Genomic DNA, 17,191 nt, shown 5'->3' with positions numbered 1-17,191 from the left:
AAGCTAGCGGGCGTATAGTTGTTGGAAGCAACGGGGCGTTAGCGCTGCCGTTCGTTTGCGCGACTATGCTTGGCTAAAGGAGAAGAGCATGAACACACGACATGAGGCCTCATTCGAGCCTAATTATAAGCGACAACCGAAATTCAAGAAGAAAACGAGCGCCTTCCGAAAGTGGAGGAGGCGAATATCGATAGCTTTTGCCAGTCTGCTTGTCGTCATGCTGGGCGCCGGCGGATGGTTCTATCTCACGCCGTCGGGTTCGGACATCCGCTACATGATGGCGGACACGCTGATCTCGAGCCAGCATCGCTATTTGGCCAAATACCTCATCGGGCAGGAGGAGCTGAACGACCGGGTGGCCGAGTACATGAAGCGGTTCGACGAGATGGGCGAGATCAAGGACGAGCATAACGTGGCGCTGGCCTCGCATCCCGCGAGCGACGTGCAGATCGAGCAGATCTCGACCGCGAAATTCAAAGGCTTCATCATGTACGTCCACGATCCCAAAATGATCCGCGTAGCCACGACGAGCGTCGTCGGATCCGGAGAAACCGTGCTCAGCATGGTCAAGCGCACCGGCGCGATCGCCGGCGTCAACGGCGGCGCGTTCGACGATCCGGAATGGGACGGCAACGGCTTCAAGCCGGCAGGTATCGTCATGTCCGGCGGCAAGGTGCTTTATAAAGGCGACGGCATGTCCGCCCCCGTTAACGTCGTCGGCATCGACAGGGACGGCCTGATGGTAGCCGGACGCTACAAGCCCTCGCAGCTGCTGGATATGGGCGTCACCGACGCGGTCACGTTCCAGCCGAAGTTCATCGTCAACGGCAAAGGCCTGATCAAGAACCAAGCCGACGGCTGGGGCATCGCGCCCCGCACCGTGATGGCGCAGCAGAAGGACGGCACGATCATGTTCGTCGTGATCGACGGCCGCCAGCCCGGCTATTCCGTAGGCGCGACGCTCTACGATATCCAGAAGATTTTGCTGCAGAAGGGCGCGGTCACGGCCGCGAATCTCGACGGCGGTTCCTCCACCGTGCTGGTGAAGGACGACCAGGTCGTCAACAAGCCGTCCAGCAAATACGGCATGCGCTACCTGCCGTCCGCGTTTCTCGTGTTCGACCATCCGGAGCAGTTCGATTCGGGCAATATTTGGGACGGCATCGATATGCAGCATTTCGATTCGTCGCAGCCGCGGGCCAACACGGCTTCCTAACCGGTTAACGCAATTATTTTCTTAGTCCCCATTTACCGAAGAGCGTCCTTAGGGCGCTCTTTTTTACGTTCGGTTTGCTTTGGGCCGCCAAGTTGGCTTTCATCACGTTCCAATATTTCCATATTCGTTCACGTCTTTAAATAACCCTTCTTCCCCCCGATCGCCGAATGGCATAAAACGCCGCTTTCATCCGCATAGTAAAGAGGATTGCACCGTTTTGCCAATAGCTTTGCCAAAGCACCAAGGGGGGAACCGATATGCGGCATTTATCGATTCGGTTGTTGGCCGTCGCGCTCTGCGTCTGCATCCTGTGCGGATTCCAGGCGCCGCGCAAGGACCGGCATTTCTACGAAAGCCGGGGCGATATCATATGGGAGCTGCCGCTCGAGCGCAAGGAGCTGGCGCTAACGTTCGACGACGGGCCGGACCCGGAGACGACGATTCAAATTCTCGACCTGCTGAAGCAGTACCGGGCCAAAGCGACGTTCTTCGTCATCGGCTTCCGCGTGCAGAAATATCCCGACATCATCAAGCGGGAAATCGCGGAAGGGCATGAAGTCGCCAATCATACGTACAATCACGTTTATTTCTCCAAAGGAATCAAGCGGAACACGATTCAAGAGGAGATCGAGCGGACGGACCGGTCGCTGATCGACTTGACCGGCAGGAAGCCGCATCTGTTCCGTCCGCCCGGCGGGTTTTACAGCGACGCCACCATCGACGTTGCCCGCAGGCTCGGCTATACGACCGTCCTGTGGTCCTGGCATCAGGATACCGAGGATTGGCGCAGCCCCGGGGTGCGGCACATCGTGAACAAAGTGCTGAAGAACGCGCGAAGCGGCGACATCGTGCTGCTGCACGACTATATCTCGGGCTCCGTCCATACGGTAAAAGCGCTGAAGATCATTCTGCCGGAGCTGGAGCGGCAGGGCTACCGTCTGGTGACCGTTTCCGAGCTGATTCAGGATAAAACAGGAGAATTGCTGCCTTCATCGAAATCATCTTTTAGGGAATCTCCATCTTCTAAGAGAGTGAAGTGAACGAAATGGAAAGCAAATTCATACGCGAAACGCGCTGCTTCAAGGTGCTTCGCGTATTTCCGACCGACGTCAATAATCACAATACGCTGTTCGGCGGCAAGCTGATGTCCTATATCGACGACATTGCTTCGATCTCCGTAGCGAAGCTGTGCCGGGGCACGGCGGTGACGGCCTCGACCGACTCCGTCGACTTCCTGAGTCCCATCCGGCCAAGCGACTCCGTCTCGCTGGAATCCTTCATCACGCATACCGGGACGAGCTCCATGGAGGTGTTCGTCAAGGTCATCCGGGAGGATATGAAAAGCGGCGATCGCAAAATCGCGGCCACCGCGTTCCTGACCTTCGTCGCGCTCGACGAGGACAATCACCCCATTCCCGTGCCGCAGGTCGTTCCGGAATCGGAAGAGGAGAAGAAGCTGTTCGAGACGGCGGAATATCGGACGCAATTTCGGAAGCACCGGCGGGAGGAGAGCAAGAAGTTCGCGGATTATTTAGTGACGGCGTATCCATGGGAATAGGGGATGTCTAGGCGCCAAAGGTAATGAGGGCAGACGAGGAGGCTGGCAAAGTCGGCGGCCGATACGTCCATATCGTGCTTCCCTCCCTTCGGGAAGGCAGCAGCAGGCTTGACCACGCGGTCGAGCCTTTTTGCATTTCCCGCGGCGGGCAGTCGTAATTCGCAAACGGCGTCATAGGTTTATAACGATAACCCATCTCCGATAGGGAATCCCATTCAACCGAGGGGGTATAGCCATGCAGCGATTTTCCGAAGTGCTGCGATCGCTCCGCAAGTGGTTCGAGACGTTCAGCTGGTATTCGGCGGTCCGGCAGTTCGACCTGCACCTGCTGTTCGGCGGCCTGAGCGTGCTCATGTTGAAAGAGCTGCTGTACCAGATTCTTCCGTTTTCGAGCTATCACGGGCTGAACGTCGTCTTCTTTACGATTCCGTTGTCTTCGCTTGCCTATCTGGCGTTCTTGGCCGGCGTCTGGCTGACGCTGTCCTCGGCGAACGTCAAGTATACGCCTTTTGGGCTCTGGGGGTACGCGTTCGTCTATTTGTACCCGTTCACGAACATGTCGCTTTCTTCCCTGCTTACGCCAATCGTCTACGTGCTGCTCGGCTTCGCGTTATTCAGGTATACGATGTCCGCTTATGCGAAGAGATAGCGCGCGATGAGCGGCGTCGCCTCATTAGCATCAAATACGATCGCGGAGGGCGAGCATGGGACTGTTAAACGGGTTATTGGGCAATTATTCGGAGGTTTCCATTCAGGAGCTTGAGCAGCAATACGGAGCTTATATGATGCCGCAAGAGAAAGCGCAGATGGGCTTCAAATTAGTGCGGGACATGTTCATCGTCACGGATGAGCGCATCATCCTGATCGATCATCAGGGCGTGACCGGCAAGAAAACCAGAGTGGCTTCGATTCACCTGGACTCGATTTACGAGGTGACCATGGAGACGGCCGGTACGGGATTCGACGACAGCGAGCTGACGATCCACTACATCGCTTCGCCCTACTATAAAGCCAGTCAGTTGCATACCGCTTCCTACAAATTCGAGTTCGGCAAGAAATTCAACGTGCAGCCCATCTACGTCGCGTTCGTGACGATCGCGCATCGGAACGGCAAACGATTAAACGCTTAGTCGGCGGCCACCCGGAACGGGTGGTTTTTTTATGGGCGGGGGGGCGTGAAACATGCCGATTGCGTACTGGACGGAGATCTTACGACATGGTAAATTTTACTAGGTTAACTAAATCCGCAGTAGGATAAATAGCGGTTCTTAAAGGGGAGTGTAGTCATTTCATGAGTCCATATCTTGGTTCGTCATTGTCTCGCGCGATCGCCTACGGGATCGGAGGCATGCTGCTGCTAGGCGCGCTCGGGCTGCCAGCGGTGGAGGCGGCGCCGTCCTCGTCCGTCCAAACCGTCAAGCCGGCGCAGAGCGACGCGGAGATCGCCGTCGTGTTGGATCGGCAGCCACTCAAGCTCAGTGCGCCTCCTATTCTCGTCCAAGGCAATCTGATGTTCCCGGCGAAAGCCATTTTTGACGCTGTCGGCACCGCGCTGCGCATCCAGACCGGACATGTGTATGCCGGCAGCGGACCGGCTCAGATCGAAGGCAAGCTAGGCTCGAAATACGCCGTGAAGGGCAAACAGACGATTCCGATGCCGGCGCCTCCGACCCTTCAGAACGGGCGTCTGTACGTCCCGGCCAAATTCGTGTCGCTCGTGCTGGACAAGTCAATCGCGTACGGGACTGCCGGCGGCAAGAAGACGGCGACGATCGGCTATACGGAGGATCAGATGCACGGATTCGCGCGCCTGCTGTTCGAAGCGGCCCGGAACGGGGATGCAGCCGTGATCGAGAAAATGCTGAGCCGGGGCGTGGACGTCAATGTCATGCTCGTGAAGGAATATTTGCAAAATACGGCCTTGGATTACGCGGTGCTGAACGACCATGCGAAGGCGGCGAAGGTCTTGCTCGAGCATGGCGGCACGTTCGATAAACAGCGGACGTTCCAGGTGCTGATGTCGCATAACGCGCAGCTGATGGAAGAACTGCTGAAGCACGGCGTGGATCCCAACATGCAGATGCCGAATTTCAATTCCTCCCTGCTGGCTGTTGCTTGCAACAGCATCCACTCCATGAACCCGGACGGCACGGCAGCGATCATCCATCCCAGCCCGCAGCTTGTGAAGCTCCTTCTCGATTATGGCGGCGACCCGACGAATGACGATTCGCTGACCAACGCGATCCAAGCCAACAGCCGCGAGATCGTGCAGCTTCTCGTTCGTCACGGCGCCGATCCGTACCGGGAGGACTCCTTGGGCTCGACGCCGTATGAACGTGCCGTCATGAGCGGCGCCACCAGCTTCTTTATCTTGGATCCGGACAGCGGAACGGCGGGGAACAATCTTGTTCCGATGCTGTCGGTTCAATACGGCGACGGCAAGCCGGTCTCGGAGGGTACCATAACCATGGTTGGAACCGGCAGCCAGGGCAGCATCGACAAGAGCTTCTTTTGGCAGAGCGAGGTCGTCAACCTGGACGTGCCTGACGGCGAGTACCGCATACCGAATATCAGGCGCCCCGGCGCCGTGTATCTCTTCCCGGACAAACGGCTTCAAGTCGACAGGGGCACTGCGTTTCCGCTGAGTATCCGGCTGCCGGAACTGAACGTCAGCGTCACGATCGCGAACGCGGGCAAGAACCAAACCTACGGCGTCGCGTTCTTATATAACGCGGACGGCACCAATGTCTTGACGGCAGTGGAGGTCGTGAACGGGAAGATCGGCATGTATCTGCCCCCGGGTACGTATCGGCTTACCGAATACAGTGCGGGCGATACGGTATACAAGCTGTCGGGCGATACGGTGATCGCGGTAACGGAGAATGGAGGCCGTCAAGATCTTGCCGTCACGATGTCGTAGACGGCTGGCGTTCTTGCGCAGCGAGCTGGTCGTGGGCGCTTGAATTTCCAGGATGCTCTAGAGGATAGATTACGATCACCATGTACATCAATTGCAGACGATAACGAGGCAGCCGATGTCGGCTGCCTTTTCATGTTACGACGGCATGCAGAGCTTTGATGGAGCCAAGAGAGTCAAACCTCGGCGTTCCCTCCGGTAAACCCCGCCCGATAAGCCGTCGGCGTCATGCCTGCCGCGAGGCGGAAGCGTTCGATAAAATAGCTCGGCTTCGCAAAGCCGGCCTCCAGCGCGATCTGCTTCACCGGCTTGGTCGTCGTGATCAGCATCTGCTTGGACAATTCGATACGCTGCTCGTTCAGGTAGACGAGCGGCGGCACGCCCATCGCTTCGTGAAAGCTGCGGCTGAAGTAGGCGGGACTCAGTCCGCTGAATGCGGCGAGCTTGCCGAGCGGCAGCCGCTTGCTGCAATTCGTGCGCATGTATTCCGCGGTTCGCCGCATATTTTGCTCCAAGCTGCGCGTGCTCGGCGCATTCAGGTCGCCTGCTCCGAGCATCACCTCCGCGATGATTTCGTAGAGCAGCGCCGCTTTCTTCGGTACGCTCGGCACGCTGCTCAGCCCGGCCAGCCGCCACAGCTCCCGAATCAACCCCTCCAGCCGCTCATGCTCCTCGAACGAGAAGACCCATACGTCACCCATGCTTTTATCGCCGAACATCGCCTGCAGTCCCTCGCCGCCGAAGAGAATCCACCAGACCTCCCACGGCTCCCGGCTGTCCGAACCGAAGCGCTGCACCTGGTGCGGCGAGCAGAGAAAGCCTGTGCCCGGCAGCAGCTCCAGCGTCTCGTTCTCCGTCTTGAGCCAGCCGCGCCCGCGCACCACGAGATGCAGATTGTACATAAGCGGGGGGTAGAGCGTTCCGTTCACGAGATGGCCCGTCTCTTCGAAAATATGTCCGATCGCGATGGGGTAGCCGGGAAAGCGGTCAAAATCCGGTTTGGCCACGTAACGTGCTTCATACATCTCTATCAGCTCCGCAAAATAATGGTGTCGATCGCAAAAACGCGATATCTAATCCGATTAAATTCTATTATATAGTGAGAAAGTGGTATTCGGAATAGCAAAATCGACATACTTGGGATGGTGACAACATGAGAGTGGCACGAGCGGCGGCGAATCCCGGAGGGGACGCGGTTTTTGCGGCGATTACCGACGATGGGGACATGTACCGTCTGCCGGTGGACTCGTTTCCGGCTTTGCTGGAAGCAGCGCGCGGCGAGGGAGAGTCGCCTCAGGCATGGATAACGGCACGATTAGACGGACAACGCCCGTTCGGTAAATACGATGAGCGCATGACGCAGCTGCCGGTCGCGCCGGCGGAAGTATGGGCGGCAGGGGTGACCTACGAACGCAGCCGCAGCGCGCGGTCGGAAGCGGTCGGAGGCGCAGCGAAGTCCGAGCCGACGATCTACGACAAGGTGTACGAGGCGGAACGGCCGGAGCTGTTCTTCAAGTCCACGGCTTCGCGCCTTGCAGCGCCCGGCGGACAAGTTCGGCTGCGGAGCGATTCCAACTCGCAAGTGCCGGAGCCGGAGCTCGTCCTGGTGCTCGATCGGGAAGGAAAAATCGCCGGCTACACGGCGGGCAACGACATGAGCGCGCGGGATATCGAGAAGGACAACGCCCTCTATATTCCGCAGGCAAAAATCTGGAACGGCTCCTGCTCGATCGGTCCGGCAATCCGCCTGGCCGACCCGGAAGAAAACCCGTACGAATGGACGATTCGGGCCCGTATCGTGAGAGGCGATGCGGCCGTATGGGAAGCGGATGCCTCCGTGGGACAGCTGAAGCGAAAGCTGACGGAGCTGGCGGAGTACTTGTTCCGCGACAACGTGTTCGAGGACGGTACCTGCTTGTTCACCGGCACCTGCATCGTGCCGCCGGAACCGTTCACGCTGGCAAGCGGCGACCGCATCGAGATCACGATCGATCGCATCGGGACGCTCGTTAACGAAGTGAAATAGAAAGGGGCTAAAACATCGTGGAATATACCACATTCGGCAAGACCGGACTTCGCGTTTCCAAGCTGGGGCTTGGCGGCGCGCCGCTCGGCGGCGGCTTCGAGAACACGACCGAGGCGGAGATGGAGCGCACCGTTCACGAGGCGATCGACCTCGGCATTACCTTCATCGACACGGCGCCGCTGTATGGAAGCGGCAAGTCGGAGGAGCGGATCGGCAATGCGCTTCGCGGCGGCCGGCGGGAGAAGGTCGTCTTGTCGACCAAAGCCGTGCGTGCTGATCTGCCCCACGACTACGCGAGCACGATCGCTTCCGTAGAGGGCAGCTTGAAGCGGCTGCGGACGGATTACGTCGACCTCCTGCAGATCCACGACTTGGAGAAGCAGCCCTACGAGCTCATCATGAACGAGACGCTTCCCGCGCTGCAGAAGCTTCGGTCCGACGGCAAGATCCGCAATATCGGCTTCAGCACGCGCGTCCTGCCGCTCATGAAGCGTTACATGGAGACGGACCAGTTCGACGCGATCCAATTTTATGCCCGCTACATGCTGGTCGACTTCTCCGCGGCGGACGAGATCCTGCCGCTGGCAAGAGCGAAGAACATGGGCGTCATCAACGGCAGTGTGCTCGGCATGGGCCTGCTCGCCGAATCACCGGCCGAGTTCCTGGGCCAGGACATGATCGACGCGGCCGCGGAGCGGATGGAGAAGCTGAAGTTCCTGCGCCGCACCGAGCCGAAGGGGCTCATCGAGCCGGGCTATCGCTTCAGCCTGCAAAATCCCGATATTCACGTTACCCTGACGGGTGCTGCGACCAGCAGCTTCATTCGGGCCAACGCCGCCTTCTGCGACGGCCAAGGCTTGGATCCGAAGGATCACGAGCGCGTGCTGCAGCTGTTCAAAGGCGCGCCGTCCTTGTTCAAGTAGGCTAACTAGCCAACGTGCCATGCTTCCGAGAGTCGATAGGTAAGAAATAGATGCAAATATGCACTTAATTCCATCAAAATCGCTCTGAAATTGTAAATAGGTGCAAATCTGCAACTAATCAACCAACACGAGGCTCTTTCAAACAGTAATGGGTCGAAATAAGTGCATATTTGCACTTATTTCCCCCAATATCCATTCGCGTGTAAAAATAAGTGCAGAATCGCACTTATTCCGACAAGTAAGCAGGCCAAAGGCTGCCAACCGCACGGCATCTCGTGCGAGGTGCGGCGGTGCGTGCGGCACGGAAGGCTGCTGACCCGCAGCCATCTCTAAGAACCCAGGTGTCCGCAACTAAGGACCGAAGTGTCCGCAGGGCCAGCCTAAGAACCAAAGTGTCCGCAACTAAGCGCGGACACCAGATACGTCGGAACGACGAAGAGAGCAAAAAAAAGTGGCCGTAGGCCGGTATGGAGACGGAGTCTCGCCTTTGTAACCGGAAATCAACCTCTACATGTTTTATCAAATCATAGATTTCCGAGGTACAACAGCGAGCGCAGTCCCATACCGGCCGAAGGCCATGCCTGCAGCTCCATCAAACTACAGCGAAACTTAAAGGAGTGTCCCTAATGACGTATATCGTAAAAAACACCGCAACCATCAGCGACGAGCTGCTCGAAGAACTGAAGCTCGTCAGCGTCAGCACCGCGTCCCATACGCTCGTCGAGATGGGCTACCGCAACGCCTACATGCAAGGCATCATGCCGCTCGCCTTCCCGGACGACCAGCAGAGCGCGGTCGGCCGCGCCGTGACGCTGCGCTTCATCCCGCTGCGCGAGGATCTCGTGAAGCAGCAGTACGAGTCCGACAAGCTGGAGGAGTCGCCGCACCGGACGTCGCTGGAGTCCATGACGAAGAACGACGTGCTCGTCATCGACACGGGCAGCCACATGGAGACGGGCGTCATCGGGGATATTTTCACCCGCCGCGTGCGGTACCTGGGCGGCCAGGCGATCATCGTCGACGGCTGTATCCGCGACCTGCAGCGCGTAAAAGACGTCAACTTCCCGGTCTACGCCAAAGGCGTGCACGGCGGGGCGATTCCGCGCTCGCTCATGTCCGTCGGCTTCAACGAACCGATCCGCTGCGGCGGCGTGTCCGTCGTGCCGGGCGATATCATTCTGGCCGACCGTGACGGCGTCGTCGCGATTCCGCCGCAGTGCGTGGAAGAGATCGTGAAGATCGCCCGCGCCCACGACGAGCTGGAAGAGCGCTGGATCAAGATGAAGCTGGACGAAGGCGCATCGCTGCACACGCACTATCCGCCGAACGCCGAAGCGAAGATCGAATTCGAGAACTGGAAGAAGGAGAACGGCTATGCTTAAGCTCCGCGGCGAGCATCCTTTCTACGAACCGCCCAAGTGGGCGCTCCTCGAGCGCCGTTTGATCGATCTCATGAACGAGGCGGTCGAACCGCTGATGGCGCGCTACGTCCGTCCGGACGGGTCGATTCTGTGGCCGGCGTCCGATGCCCATACCGGAATCGACGCGCTGGACGACATGTACGAGAGCTTTTTCAATTGGCCGTTATTCTACGTATTAGGCGGCCACGAGAAGTTCAAGTCGCTCTCCAAGCACGAGTTCGAGGCCATCACCAAGCAGTTCGCGAAGTACGACACCGGCACCGGCCACAAGATGATCGAGAACGAATACGAGCAGGGCTACGATTGGTTCCATCAGGGCGAAGGCTATACGTTCTTTTACCATATGGGCATGATGGATCCGCAGGATCCGAAGATCCGGGAGCGCGCCATGCGCTTCGCCGGACTGTTCCTGAACGAGGACCCGGAGGTCGTCAACTACGACGAGGAGCATCGGATCATTCCGTATCCGCATTCGGGGAGCAAGGGCGCGACGGACCGGAACATCGAGCAAAACCGCAAGGGCTGGCACTACGCGGAGTGGATGCGTTTCTACGGCCTGCATTTCCAGGACGTCCCGGGCGTCACCACGATCGACGACACGAGGACCGAAGCGGGCGCGCTGGCGCTCGGCAACGCCGTCGCGGACCGGATGGCGCGCGGCGACGTGCCGCTCAACCTGCTCGCGACGAGCATGGTGACCAATGCCTATCTGCACACGGGCGATCCGAAGTACAAGTCATGGGTGAAGACTTACGTCGATGCATGGATCGAGCGTTCGCGGGAAAACGGCGGCATGATCCCCGACAACATCGGGCTGACGGGCAAGATCGGCGAGCATAACGGGGGCAAATGGTACGGCGGCTGGTACGGCTGGACATGGCCGCACGGCTGGGTCAGCATCGGTCAAGGCGTCGGCGTCGCGGCGCAGAACGCGATGCTGCTCGAGCGGGATCCGTCCTACGCGGAATTCCTGCGCACGCAGCTCGCGAAGATGAACGAGCAGGCGGAGGTCGTGGACGGCACGCGCTTCATCCCTTACAAGTTCGGCGATCCGGGCTGGTACGGCTTCGACATGCAGATGAACAACGTGCTCTTCGAGGACCGCACGAAGTCGGTCGCGTTCCGCAAGGAGGACAAATCGGTGCTCTGGAAGGACGGCTGGTTCGAGTTCCAGCCGATGGACCCCGTGTATCCGACGCATCTGTGGTACATGTCCATGGAGGAGAAGGACCGCGAGCTGCTGAAGTCGCTGCGGAATTACGCCGAGCCGGATTGGGACCATATCCGCTATTACCGGGCGAAGGACCAGGCCGGACATGATTATGCGTGGGTCTCGTACCTGGAAGGCGAATATCCGAACTATCCGGAAGAAATCCTGACCTACAACTTGTCGCAGATCTATCAGCGTCTGCACTTCATGCGGACGGACACGGAGAATCCGGCGGGCTACAAGGACGATTACATTCAGATCCGCAACCCGATCACGCTGGAGGGCTTGCTGCAGCTGACGCTCGGCGCGCCTTCACCGCTGTACAACGGCGGATTGTTAACCTCCCGCCTGCGTTACTTCGACGCGGACGTCAAGCGTCCGGGCTTGCCGCAGGACGTCGCGGCGCTCGTCAGCTCGCTGACGGCGGACCGCACGGTCGTGGAGCTCGTGAACCTGAATGCGACGGAGACCCGCAATGTCATCCTGCAAGCCGGGGCTTTCGGCGAGCATCAGTTTACGGGCGTGACTTACACCGTGACGGGAGCCGCCCAGGATGACGGCAGCAAGCTGTCCGGTTCGACGACGATGGAGAAAATGCCAAGCGGGCTCTTCGTGCCGCCGGCCGTGGAGCGGGAAGCGGACGTGGACGACAAATGGCTGCAGTTGGAGCTGCTGCCGGGCTGCCGGATTACGCTTGCGCTCGGCATGACGCGTTTCGCGAACGATCCTTCCTACCTCGAACCCTGGGAGGCGGCAGCCAATGGCTAAGCCGGATACCCGGTTCATGGGCGTCTCCGCGATCAAGCAGGGCAGGGAGGAGGCTTTCCTCCCTGCGCTCGAGGCCGTCCGAGGGGAGCTGCGAACGCAGCTGGTATCGATGGGCGCCGCTGCCTGCAGCCTATTTCGGCTGGGGCGCTATCTATTCTTGTACGCGGAGCTGCCGGAACAACAGAGCGGCGGTCCAAACGCAACGGCAGCAGGGACGGCACTGCCTCAATCGGCCGAGCCGGACTCCGCTCTCCTGCAGGCTGAGCGCCTATGGGACATGACCGGGCTCCGACCGCTGCTGGACGCGTGGCCTTCCCTGCAGGCGGAAGCATCGTTCGTGCTGCGAATGAACGATATTTTCCACGACGACGTCCCTATGGACGACGTCCCATGGCGGCGGCCGGATTGGAAGCCGGCGCAGCGCCACGGCAAGCTCGCACGGCTGAAGCCGGCCATGTACAGCAGCTACGTCTACCTGCATTATCAGCTGCAGGAAGAGCTGCCGCGCAAGTTCAACAAGTACTACATGATCGGCAGCTTCGGCGCGTATATTTTCTCGTACGCCGAGTCGCCGGGCTTGGTAGAGCCGTCCCGCGCGGGGCTGCTGGATTCCAAGCAGACGCCTTCGGACTGGCCGGCCGCGATGCTCCCGCATTTCGAGCCATGGGGCCCGGAGGTTTCGGAAGAGGAGCAGCTATGGCGCGACCTGCAGCCGTTGTTCCATTTCGGGGACCCCGGCGAACGGGAATAGAAGAAAAGGCAGTTTGGATCACGCTTCGATGCGTGCCGAGCTGCCTTTTTGCTTTTGATGGATGACAGTAAGTTAAATCAATATAATTAATAACAAAATTAAAATAGTTAATATTATACGTATACAAATTAAATTTGTTGATTTATAATTTAATAAAAGAAAGAAAGGGGAGGCATATGAAATATCCTATCCTCACGCAGTGTCCGGTATGCGACCATCAGTTGCACGCCGTCAAGCTGGAATGCGGGCATTGCCGGACGACGATCGAGAACAAGTTTGAATTATCGAAGTTGGCGCTGCTTTCGCCTGAACAGCTCCATTTTGTAATTACCTTTCTAGTGAGCAGGGGCAACATCAAGGAAGTGGAGAAAGAACTCGGCATCTCTTACCCGACGGTGCGCGGCAAGCTCAACGATATCATTGCATCCCTCGGATACGACGCGCAGAAGAAGCCGGAAGCCGATGAGCGGAAGGTCATCTCCATGCTGGAGAACGGCGAAATCACCGCGGATGAAGCGCTCAAAATGTTAAAGGGTGAATAAGGAGGAGGAAGACGATGAAAGAAGAAATCGGCAGAGTACTGTCCATGTTGCAGGAAGGCAAAATCGATTCAGACAAGGCTTCGGAGTTAATTAACGCGTTGAAGCAAACGGCTCCCGCATCGCAAGCCGCGCGGACAATGGGGAAACCCGACTATTCCAAGCAACCGTCATCGACATCCGGCGCGTATTTGAACAAAACGCTGAAAGTACGGGTTAATTCCCAAGACAACGAGAGCATCAACATCAACGTGCCGATGAAACTGGTGAAGGCCGTTCTCGGGGCGGGGCACAGCATAGCGTCCAATATTCCGCAGGCTGCGAACTATGTGAAGGATATCGATATCGCGTTGCTGATCGATGCTATCGAAAACGAGCTTGACGGGCAAATCGTCGACATTCGCTCCGGTGAAGAGACCATCACCGTCGTGATCGAGTAACGGGCCATGATAGTCGTGAAGGTGAAGAGCCAGGACCACGCGTTTGCGATTCCGGTCCCTTATGTCGTATTACGCCTAGGGAGCGGCATCCTGACCTCCGGCTTATTCCGGCGCAAAATGAGAGGCTGGCTGAACATGGACGGCATGCATGCGGGCGATGAATCGAGCCTGGCGCCGAATTTCGGCTCGGTAGGCAGCCGGTTCGGGAAGGAACTGCTGCTGTCGATTGTCGAAAACCGAAGCACGAAGCAGGCGCTCAGGCAGCTCATCAACGAGCTGCAGCGCTGCAAAGGAACGGTTCTGGTCGATGTGCAGGCTGGGGACGGCACGAAAGTGTGGATCAGGTTGTAGGGCCTAGCTGCTGTAAGCTGCGACTTCTGCCTTATTAAAGGCTTCTCGCGGCCTTGACCTTCCCGCCCGGCTTCCATACGGAGAGGATGAACAGCACGATCAAGGAGATCGACTGCAGCAGGATGCCGATCCACAGCCAAGTATGATTCACCGTGAACCCCGGCTCCGCCCACGCATTCATGACCGGCGCTTCGGAGAGCCGAACGCCGCGAAGCGTCCATGCATGCAGCCCGACGAAGCCGATGGCGATCGTGACGAGCGTGAGCACTTCCTTGGCGATCAGCCAATAGTAGCGGAACAGGCCCCAGGAGGTGAGCACCGACAGCAGGATGCCGGTCACCGTCGTGCCGATCGTCGAAGCCCTTACGCTCGTATCGGCCAGCAGGTGCATGACGTCGTAACAGGTTCGCAGGGTAGCCGCGCTGTCCGTCATCGAGGCCGTCAGGGCCAGGATGATGAACGTCGCTTGGCCGCCGAGCATGATGGAAGCGAAGATCAGATGAAGCAGCAGCAAAATGCGCCGTCGTTGCAGGGTAAGCTTACTCATGCGGCAGCCTCCTTTCCGAATGTGAAGTACGGTTTATGATTAAGATGGTTAAACGTTAAATCGATAGCCGACGCCCCAGATCGTCTCCACGTATCTCGGCTTGGACGGATCGGGCTCGATCTTCTCGCGCAGCTTGCCGATATGCACGGTTACGGTGGCGTAATCGCCGAGCGCGTCTTGGCCCCAGATGCGTTCGAACAGCTCTTCCTTCCGGAACGCCCGGTTCGGATGCTGCGCGAGGAACAGGAGCAGCTCGTATTCTTTGGCCGTAAACGGAACTTCCGCCTCGTTCACGAATACCCGGCGCGCCTGGCGGTCGATCCGTATGCCATGAAGCCGCAGCTCGTCCCGCCGCCATTCGCCGCCCCCGACGAGACGGTCGTAGCGGGCCAGATGCGCTTTCACGCGGGCAACGAGCTCGCCCAGGCCGAAGGGCTTAAGGATATAATCGTCCGCGCCGAGTCCGAAGCCGCGGATTTTGTCCACTTCTTCCTTCTTCGCCGAGACGATCAGGATCGGTACGTTGCTCGCCGCCCGGATCTGCCTGCACACCTCGTAGCCGTCCATGCCGGGGAGCATCAAATCGAGCAGAATCAGGTCGTACCGCTGCCGCAGCGCCATCTCCAGTCCCTGTTCGCCGCGTTCGGCGATGTCTGCCGCCAAGCCGCTCGCTTCCAAATAATCATGCTGGACCTCGGCGATGACGGGATCGTCTTCGATGATCAATATCCGCTTCATCGGGCATCTCCTTTCCGCGCAGCCGATCCCGGAGCCGGCGGCAGCTCGATCGCGATCGTCGTGCCCGTACTTGCCGCCGATCGGTACGCGCGGACCGAACCTCCGTGCTCGTCCACGATTTGTTTCACGATCGCGAGGCCCAGTCCGCTGCTGCCCGCATCCGCGCGCCGGGCCGGCTCCGCCCGGAAGAAGCGGTCGAATACGTAAGGCAGCGCTTCTTCCGGAATGCCGGTGCCGTTGTCCGTCACCCGGACGGCGACGCTTCCTCCGGCCGTTCGCGCCAGCGCGAACCGAAGCGTCCGCGGTTCGGCAATCATCGATTTGAGACTGTTGTCGACGATGTTTTGGATCGCCCGGTGCAGCTTCTCCCGGTCCGCCATAACCATGGCCTGCGCTTCGGCTCGGGCGTTCGCCTGTTCCTCGGTTCGTGCCTCGGTTCGTTCCTCGGTTCGTGCCTCGGTTCGTTCTTCGGTTCGTTCTTCGGTTCGTTCTTCGACTCGGGTTTCCGTTCCTGCTCCAGTCCGTGAATCAGCCCCTGCCTCGTACGACAAATCATCCCCGGCGATTAAATCGACTTGTACGCCGCTTATGCGCGGGTCCAGCCGGAGCTCGCCGACGACCTGTCGGAGATATTCGTTCATATCCAGCCGTTCGAAATGAAAGGGAAGCTTGCCGATGTCGAGCGTGGAATAGAGCAGCAGCTCCTCGATCATGCGGTTCATGCCGGCGGTCTTGCCGCCGATCATGGCCACGTACTTGCGCCGTTTCTCCTCCGTGTCCGCGACGCCGTCTTGAAGGCAGTCCACGCAGCCTTGAATGGCCGTAATCGGCGTCTTCAGATCATGGGAGATATGGGCGAGCAGTTCCTTCCGGTTCTGCTCCAGCTCCATCCCTTCGCTGAGCGAGTCCCTCAGCCGGATGCGCATTTCTTCGAAAGCGGCACCGAGGCGCCCGATCTCGTCCTGCCGCTCCAGTCGCACGGATCGGTCCAAGTCGCCCTCGCGGATTCGTTCCGCGGCGGCTTTGAGCGCGTAGAGCGGCTTGATGATGCTGCGCGAGACGAGGAACGTGAGGATGCCGTTCGTCAGCGCCAGCGCGCCGATGAGCAGGAGGAGCGCGGTCGGGACGAATTTGCGGAAGAATTTCGCCACCGGTTCCATGTCCGACGCGATGATCAACGCGCCCGCCGATCCGTCGGCCGCTTGGAAGGCGATGCGCTCCAAGCCGCTGCCGACGGGAGGTCCGGGGCCCCAGCCATGATTGCTGCCGGTTTGTTCCGCCTCGCTTGAACGGCTCGCGATCTCATCCGCGTCGAGGCCGGGAGAGGCGTAGACGGCCTGCCCGCCCGACAGGATGACGATCCCGGCCTTCACGGCGGCAAGCTCCGCTTCCGTCTCTGCGAGGAAGGTCGGATCGTTTAGCAGGCTGGGGTCATGTCCGGCAATGAACCGCAAGCCCGAAGCAAGCTCGGTTCGCCCGCCGAACAGCTCGCGGATCGCGCCGAACGGACCGGATCGCTGCTGCGCGGATCCATGGATGGCGCCGGGCGCCATGTCCCGCATATAGATGCCCGCAGTCATCATGACCGCGAGTCCGAACAGCAGGGCGGGGATGGCGATCATCGCGACATGGGAGAGGTACAGTTTTTTTCGAATGGACATAAGAGCGCTCCTTTCTTCCCATTGTAGCCGGCGTCCGTAAACAAACGATAACGGATGTCTAAAAAAAGAATAAAATAGCGCCGGCCGGCGGCTCGAAATGAAAGAAGGCCGCATGGCTGCGCTTC

The 17,191-nt window shown here is 59.0% G+C and carries 19 protein-coding genes; 15 read left to right on the top strand and 4 right to left on the bottom strand.

The window, feature by feature from the left end; genetic code table 11:
• Positions 1-88 precede the first annotated feature (88 nt).
• The 7 genes from GT003_RS18210 to GT003_RS18185 all read left to right on the top strand — a co-directional run bounded on the left by GT003_RS18210 (position 89) and on the right by GT003_RS18185 (position 5,694).
• On the top strand, positions 89-1,216 hold the full coding sequence (locus GT003_RS18210) for a phosphodiester glycosidase family protein (RefSeq protein WP_161700394.1): 1,128 nt from the start codon (positions 89-91) through the stop codon (positions 1,214-1,216).
• Between the two features lie 257 nt (positions 1,217-1,473).
• Complete coding sequence (locus GT003_RS18205; RefSeq protein ID WP_161700392.1) at positions 1,474-2,256, top strand: polysaccharide deacetylase family protein; 783 nt, start codon at positions 1,474-1,476, stop codon at positions 2,254-2,256.
• A gap of 5 nt (positions 2,257-2,261) precedes the next feature.
• A complete protein-coding gene (locus GT003_RS18200) occupies positions 2,262-2,774 on the top strand; it encodes an acyl-CoA thioesterase (protein ID WP_161700390.1) in 513 nt (170 codons plus the stop codon).
• Positions 2,775-2,797: 23 nt separating this feature from the next.
• On the top strand, positions 2,798-2,932 hold the full coding sequence (locus tag GT003_RS32870) for a hypothetical protein (protein WP_275589176.1): 135 nt from the start codon (positions 2,798-2,800) through the stop codon (positions 2,930-2,932).
• 77 nt (positions 2,933-3,009) lie between these two features.
• The gene (locus GT003_RS18195; RefSeq protein WP_161700388.1) at positions 3,010-3,423 is read left to right on the top strand and encodes a hypothetical protein; all 414 of its coding nucleotides are present in this window, start codon (positions 3,010-3,012) and stop codon (positions 3,421-3,423) included.
• Positions 3,424-3,478: 55 nt separating this feature from the next.
• Positions 3,479-3,904 carry a PH domain-containing protein gene (locus GT003_RS18190; protein ID WP_161700386.1) on the top strand — a complete coding sequence of 142 codons (426 nt, stop codon included), beginning with the start codon at positions 3,479-3,481 and terminating at the stop codon, positions 3,902-3,904.
• Positions 3,905-4,065: 161 nt separating this feature from the next.
• Complete coding sequence (locus GT003_RS18185) at positions 4,066-5,694, top strand: stalk domain-containing protein (protein ID WP_161700384.1); 1,629 nt, start codon at positions 4,066-4,068, stop codon at positions 5,692-5,694.
• Positions 5,695-5,867: 173 nt separating this feature from the next.
• Here the strand turns inward: GT003_RS18185 and GT003_RS18180 are convergent, their stop codons facing one another.
• Entirely contained in the window at positions 5,868-6,716 is an 849-nt protein-coding gene (locus GT003_RS18180) for an AraC family transcriptional regulator (RefSeq protein WP_161700382.1), read from the bottom strand.
• A 128-nt stretch (positions 6,717-6,844) separates the two neighbouring features.
• On the opposite strand from GT003_RS18180, the gene GT003_RS18175 reads away from it, so the two are divergent.
• From GT003_RS18175 to GT003_RS18140, 8 genes are all read left to right on the top strand, one after another.
• A complete protein-coding gene (locus tag GT003_RS18175) occupies positions 6,845-7,717 on the top strand; it encodes a fumarylacetoacetate hydrolase family protein (protein ID WP_161700380.1) in 873 nt (290 codons plus the stop codon).
• 17 nt (positions 7,718-7,734) lie between these two features.
• A complete protein-coding gene (locus GT003_RS18170; protein ID WP_161700378.1) occupies positions 7,735-8,640 on the top strand; it encodes an aldo/keto reductase in 906 nt (301 codons plus the stop codon).
• Positions 8,641-9,266: 626 nt separating this feature from the next.
• Positions 9,267-10,022 carry an RraA family protein gene (locus tag GT003_RS18165; protein ID WP_161700376.1) on the top strand — a complete coding sequence of 252 codons (756 nt, stop codon included), beginning with the start codon at positions 9,267-9,269 and terminating at the stop codon, positions 10,020-10,022.
• Positions 10,015-12,039 (top strand): DUF8034 domain-containing protein, encoded by a 2,025-nt coding sequence (locus GT003_RS18160; protein WP_161700374.1) that lies wholly within the window; start codon positions 10,015-10,017, stop codon positions 12,037-12,039. Before GT003_RS18165 ends, GT003_RS18160 begins: the two co-directional genes overlap by 8 nt.
• Positions 12,032-12,790, top strand: coding sequence for a hypothetical protein (locus GT003_RS18155; RefSeq protein WP_161700372.1), 759 nt, complete (start codon positions 12,032-12,034; stop codon positions 12,788-12,790). The genes GT003_RS18160 and GT003_RS18155 overlap by 8 nt, the downstream gene beginning before the upstream one ends.
• A gap of 176 nt (positions 12,791-12,966) precedes the next feature.
• Positions 12,967-13,332 carry a DUF2089 domain-containing protein gene (locus GT003_RS18150; protein WP_161700370.1) on the top strand — a complete coding sequence of 122 codons (366 nt, stop codon included), beginning with the start codon at positions 12,967-12,969 and terminating at the stop codon, positions 13,330-13,332.
• Positions 13,333-13,346: 14 nt separating this feature from the next.
• Positions 13,347-13,769, top strand: a complete 423-nt coding sequence (locus GT003_RS18145; RefSeq protein WP_161700368.1) for an SHOCT-like domain-containing protein — start codon at positions 13,347-13,349, stop codon at positions 13,767-13,769.
• A 6-nt stretch (positions 13,770-13,775) separates the two neighbouring features.
• Complete coding sequence (locus GT003_RS18140) at positions 13,776-14,120, top strand: hypothetical protein (RefSeq protein ID WP_161700367.1); 345 nt, start codon at positions 13,776-13,778, stop codon at positions 14,118-14,120.
• Positions 14,121-14,154: 34 nt separating this feature from the next.
• On the opposite strand, the gene GT003_RS18135 is transcribed toward GT003_RS18140, so the two are convergent.
• Genes GT003_RS18135 through GT003_RS18125 form a run of 3 tightly spaced genes read right to left on the bottom strand, consistent with a single transcriptional unit; the run spans position 14,155 to position 17,066 of the window.
• A complete protein-coding gene (locus GT003_RS18135; protein ID WP_161700365.1) occupies positions 14,155-14,667 on the bottom strand; it encodes a hypothetical protein in 513 nt (170 codons plus the stop codon).
• Positions 14,668-14,715: 48 nt separating this feature from the next.
• Positions 14,716-15,405 carry a response regulator transcription factor gene (locus tag GT003_RS18130; RefSeq protein WP_161700363.1) on the bottom strand — a complete coding sequence of 230 codons (690 nt, stop codon included), beginning with the start codon at positions 15,403-15,405 and terminating at the stop codon, positions 14,716-14,718.
• Complete coding sequence (locus GT003_RS18125) at positions 15,402-17,066, bottom strand: sensor histidine kinase (protein ID WP_161700361.1); 1,665 nt, start codon at positions 17,064-17,066, stop codon at positions 15,402-15,404. The genes GT003_RS18130 and GT003_RS18125 overlap by 4 nt, the downstream gene beginning before the upstream one ends.
• Between the last annotated feature and the right edge of the window lie 125 nt (positions 17,067-17,191).

Origin of the sequence: Paenibacillus sacheonensis (assembly GCF_009909195.1) — a bacterium.
GTDB lineage: Bacteria > Bacillota > Bacilli > Paenibacillales > Paenibacillaceae > Paenibacillus_Z > Paenibacillus_Z sacheonensis.
Note: the sequence above shows the minus strand (reverse complement) of the source record. Positions and strands in the feature narration are given on the sequence as shown.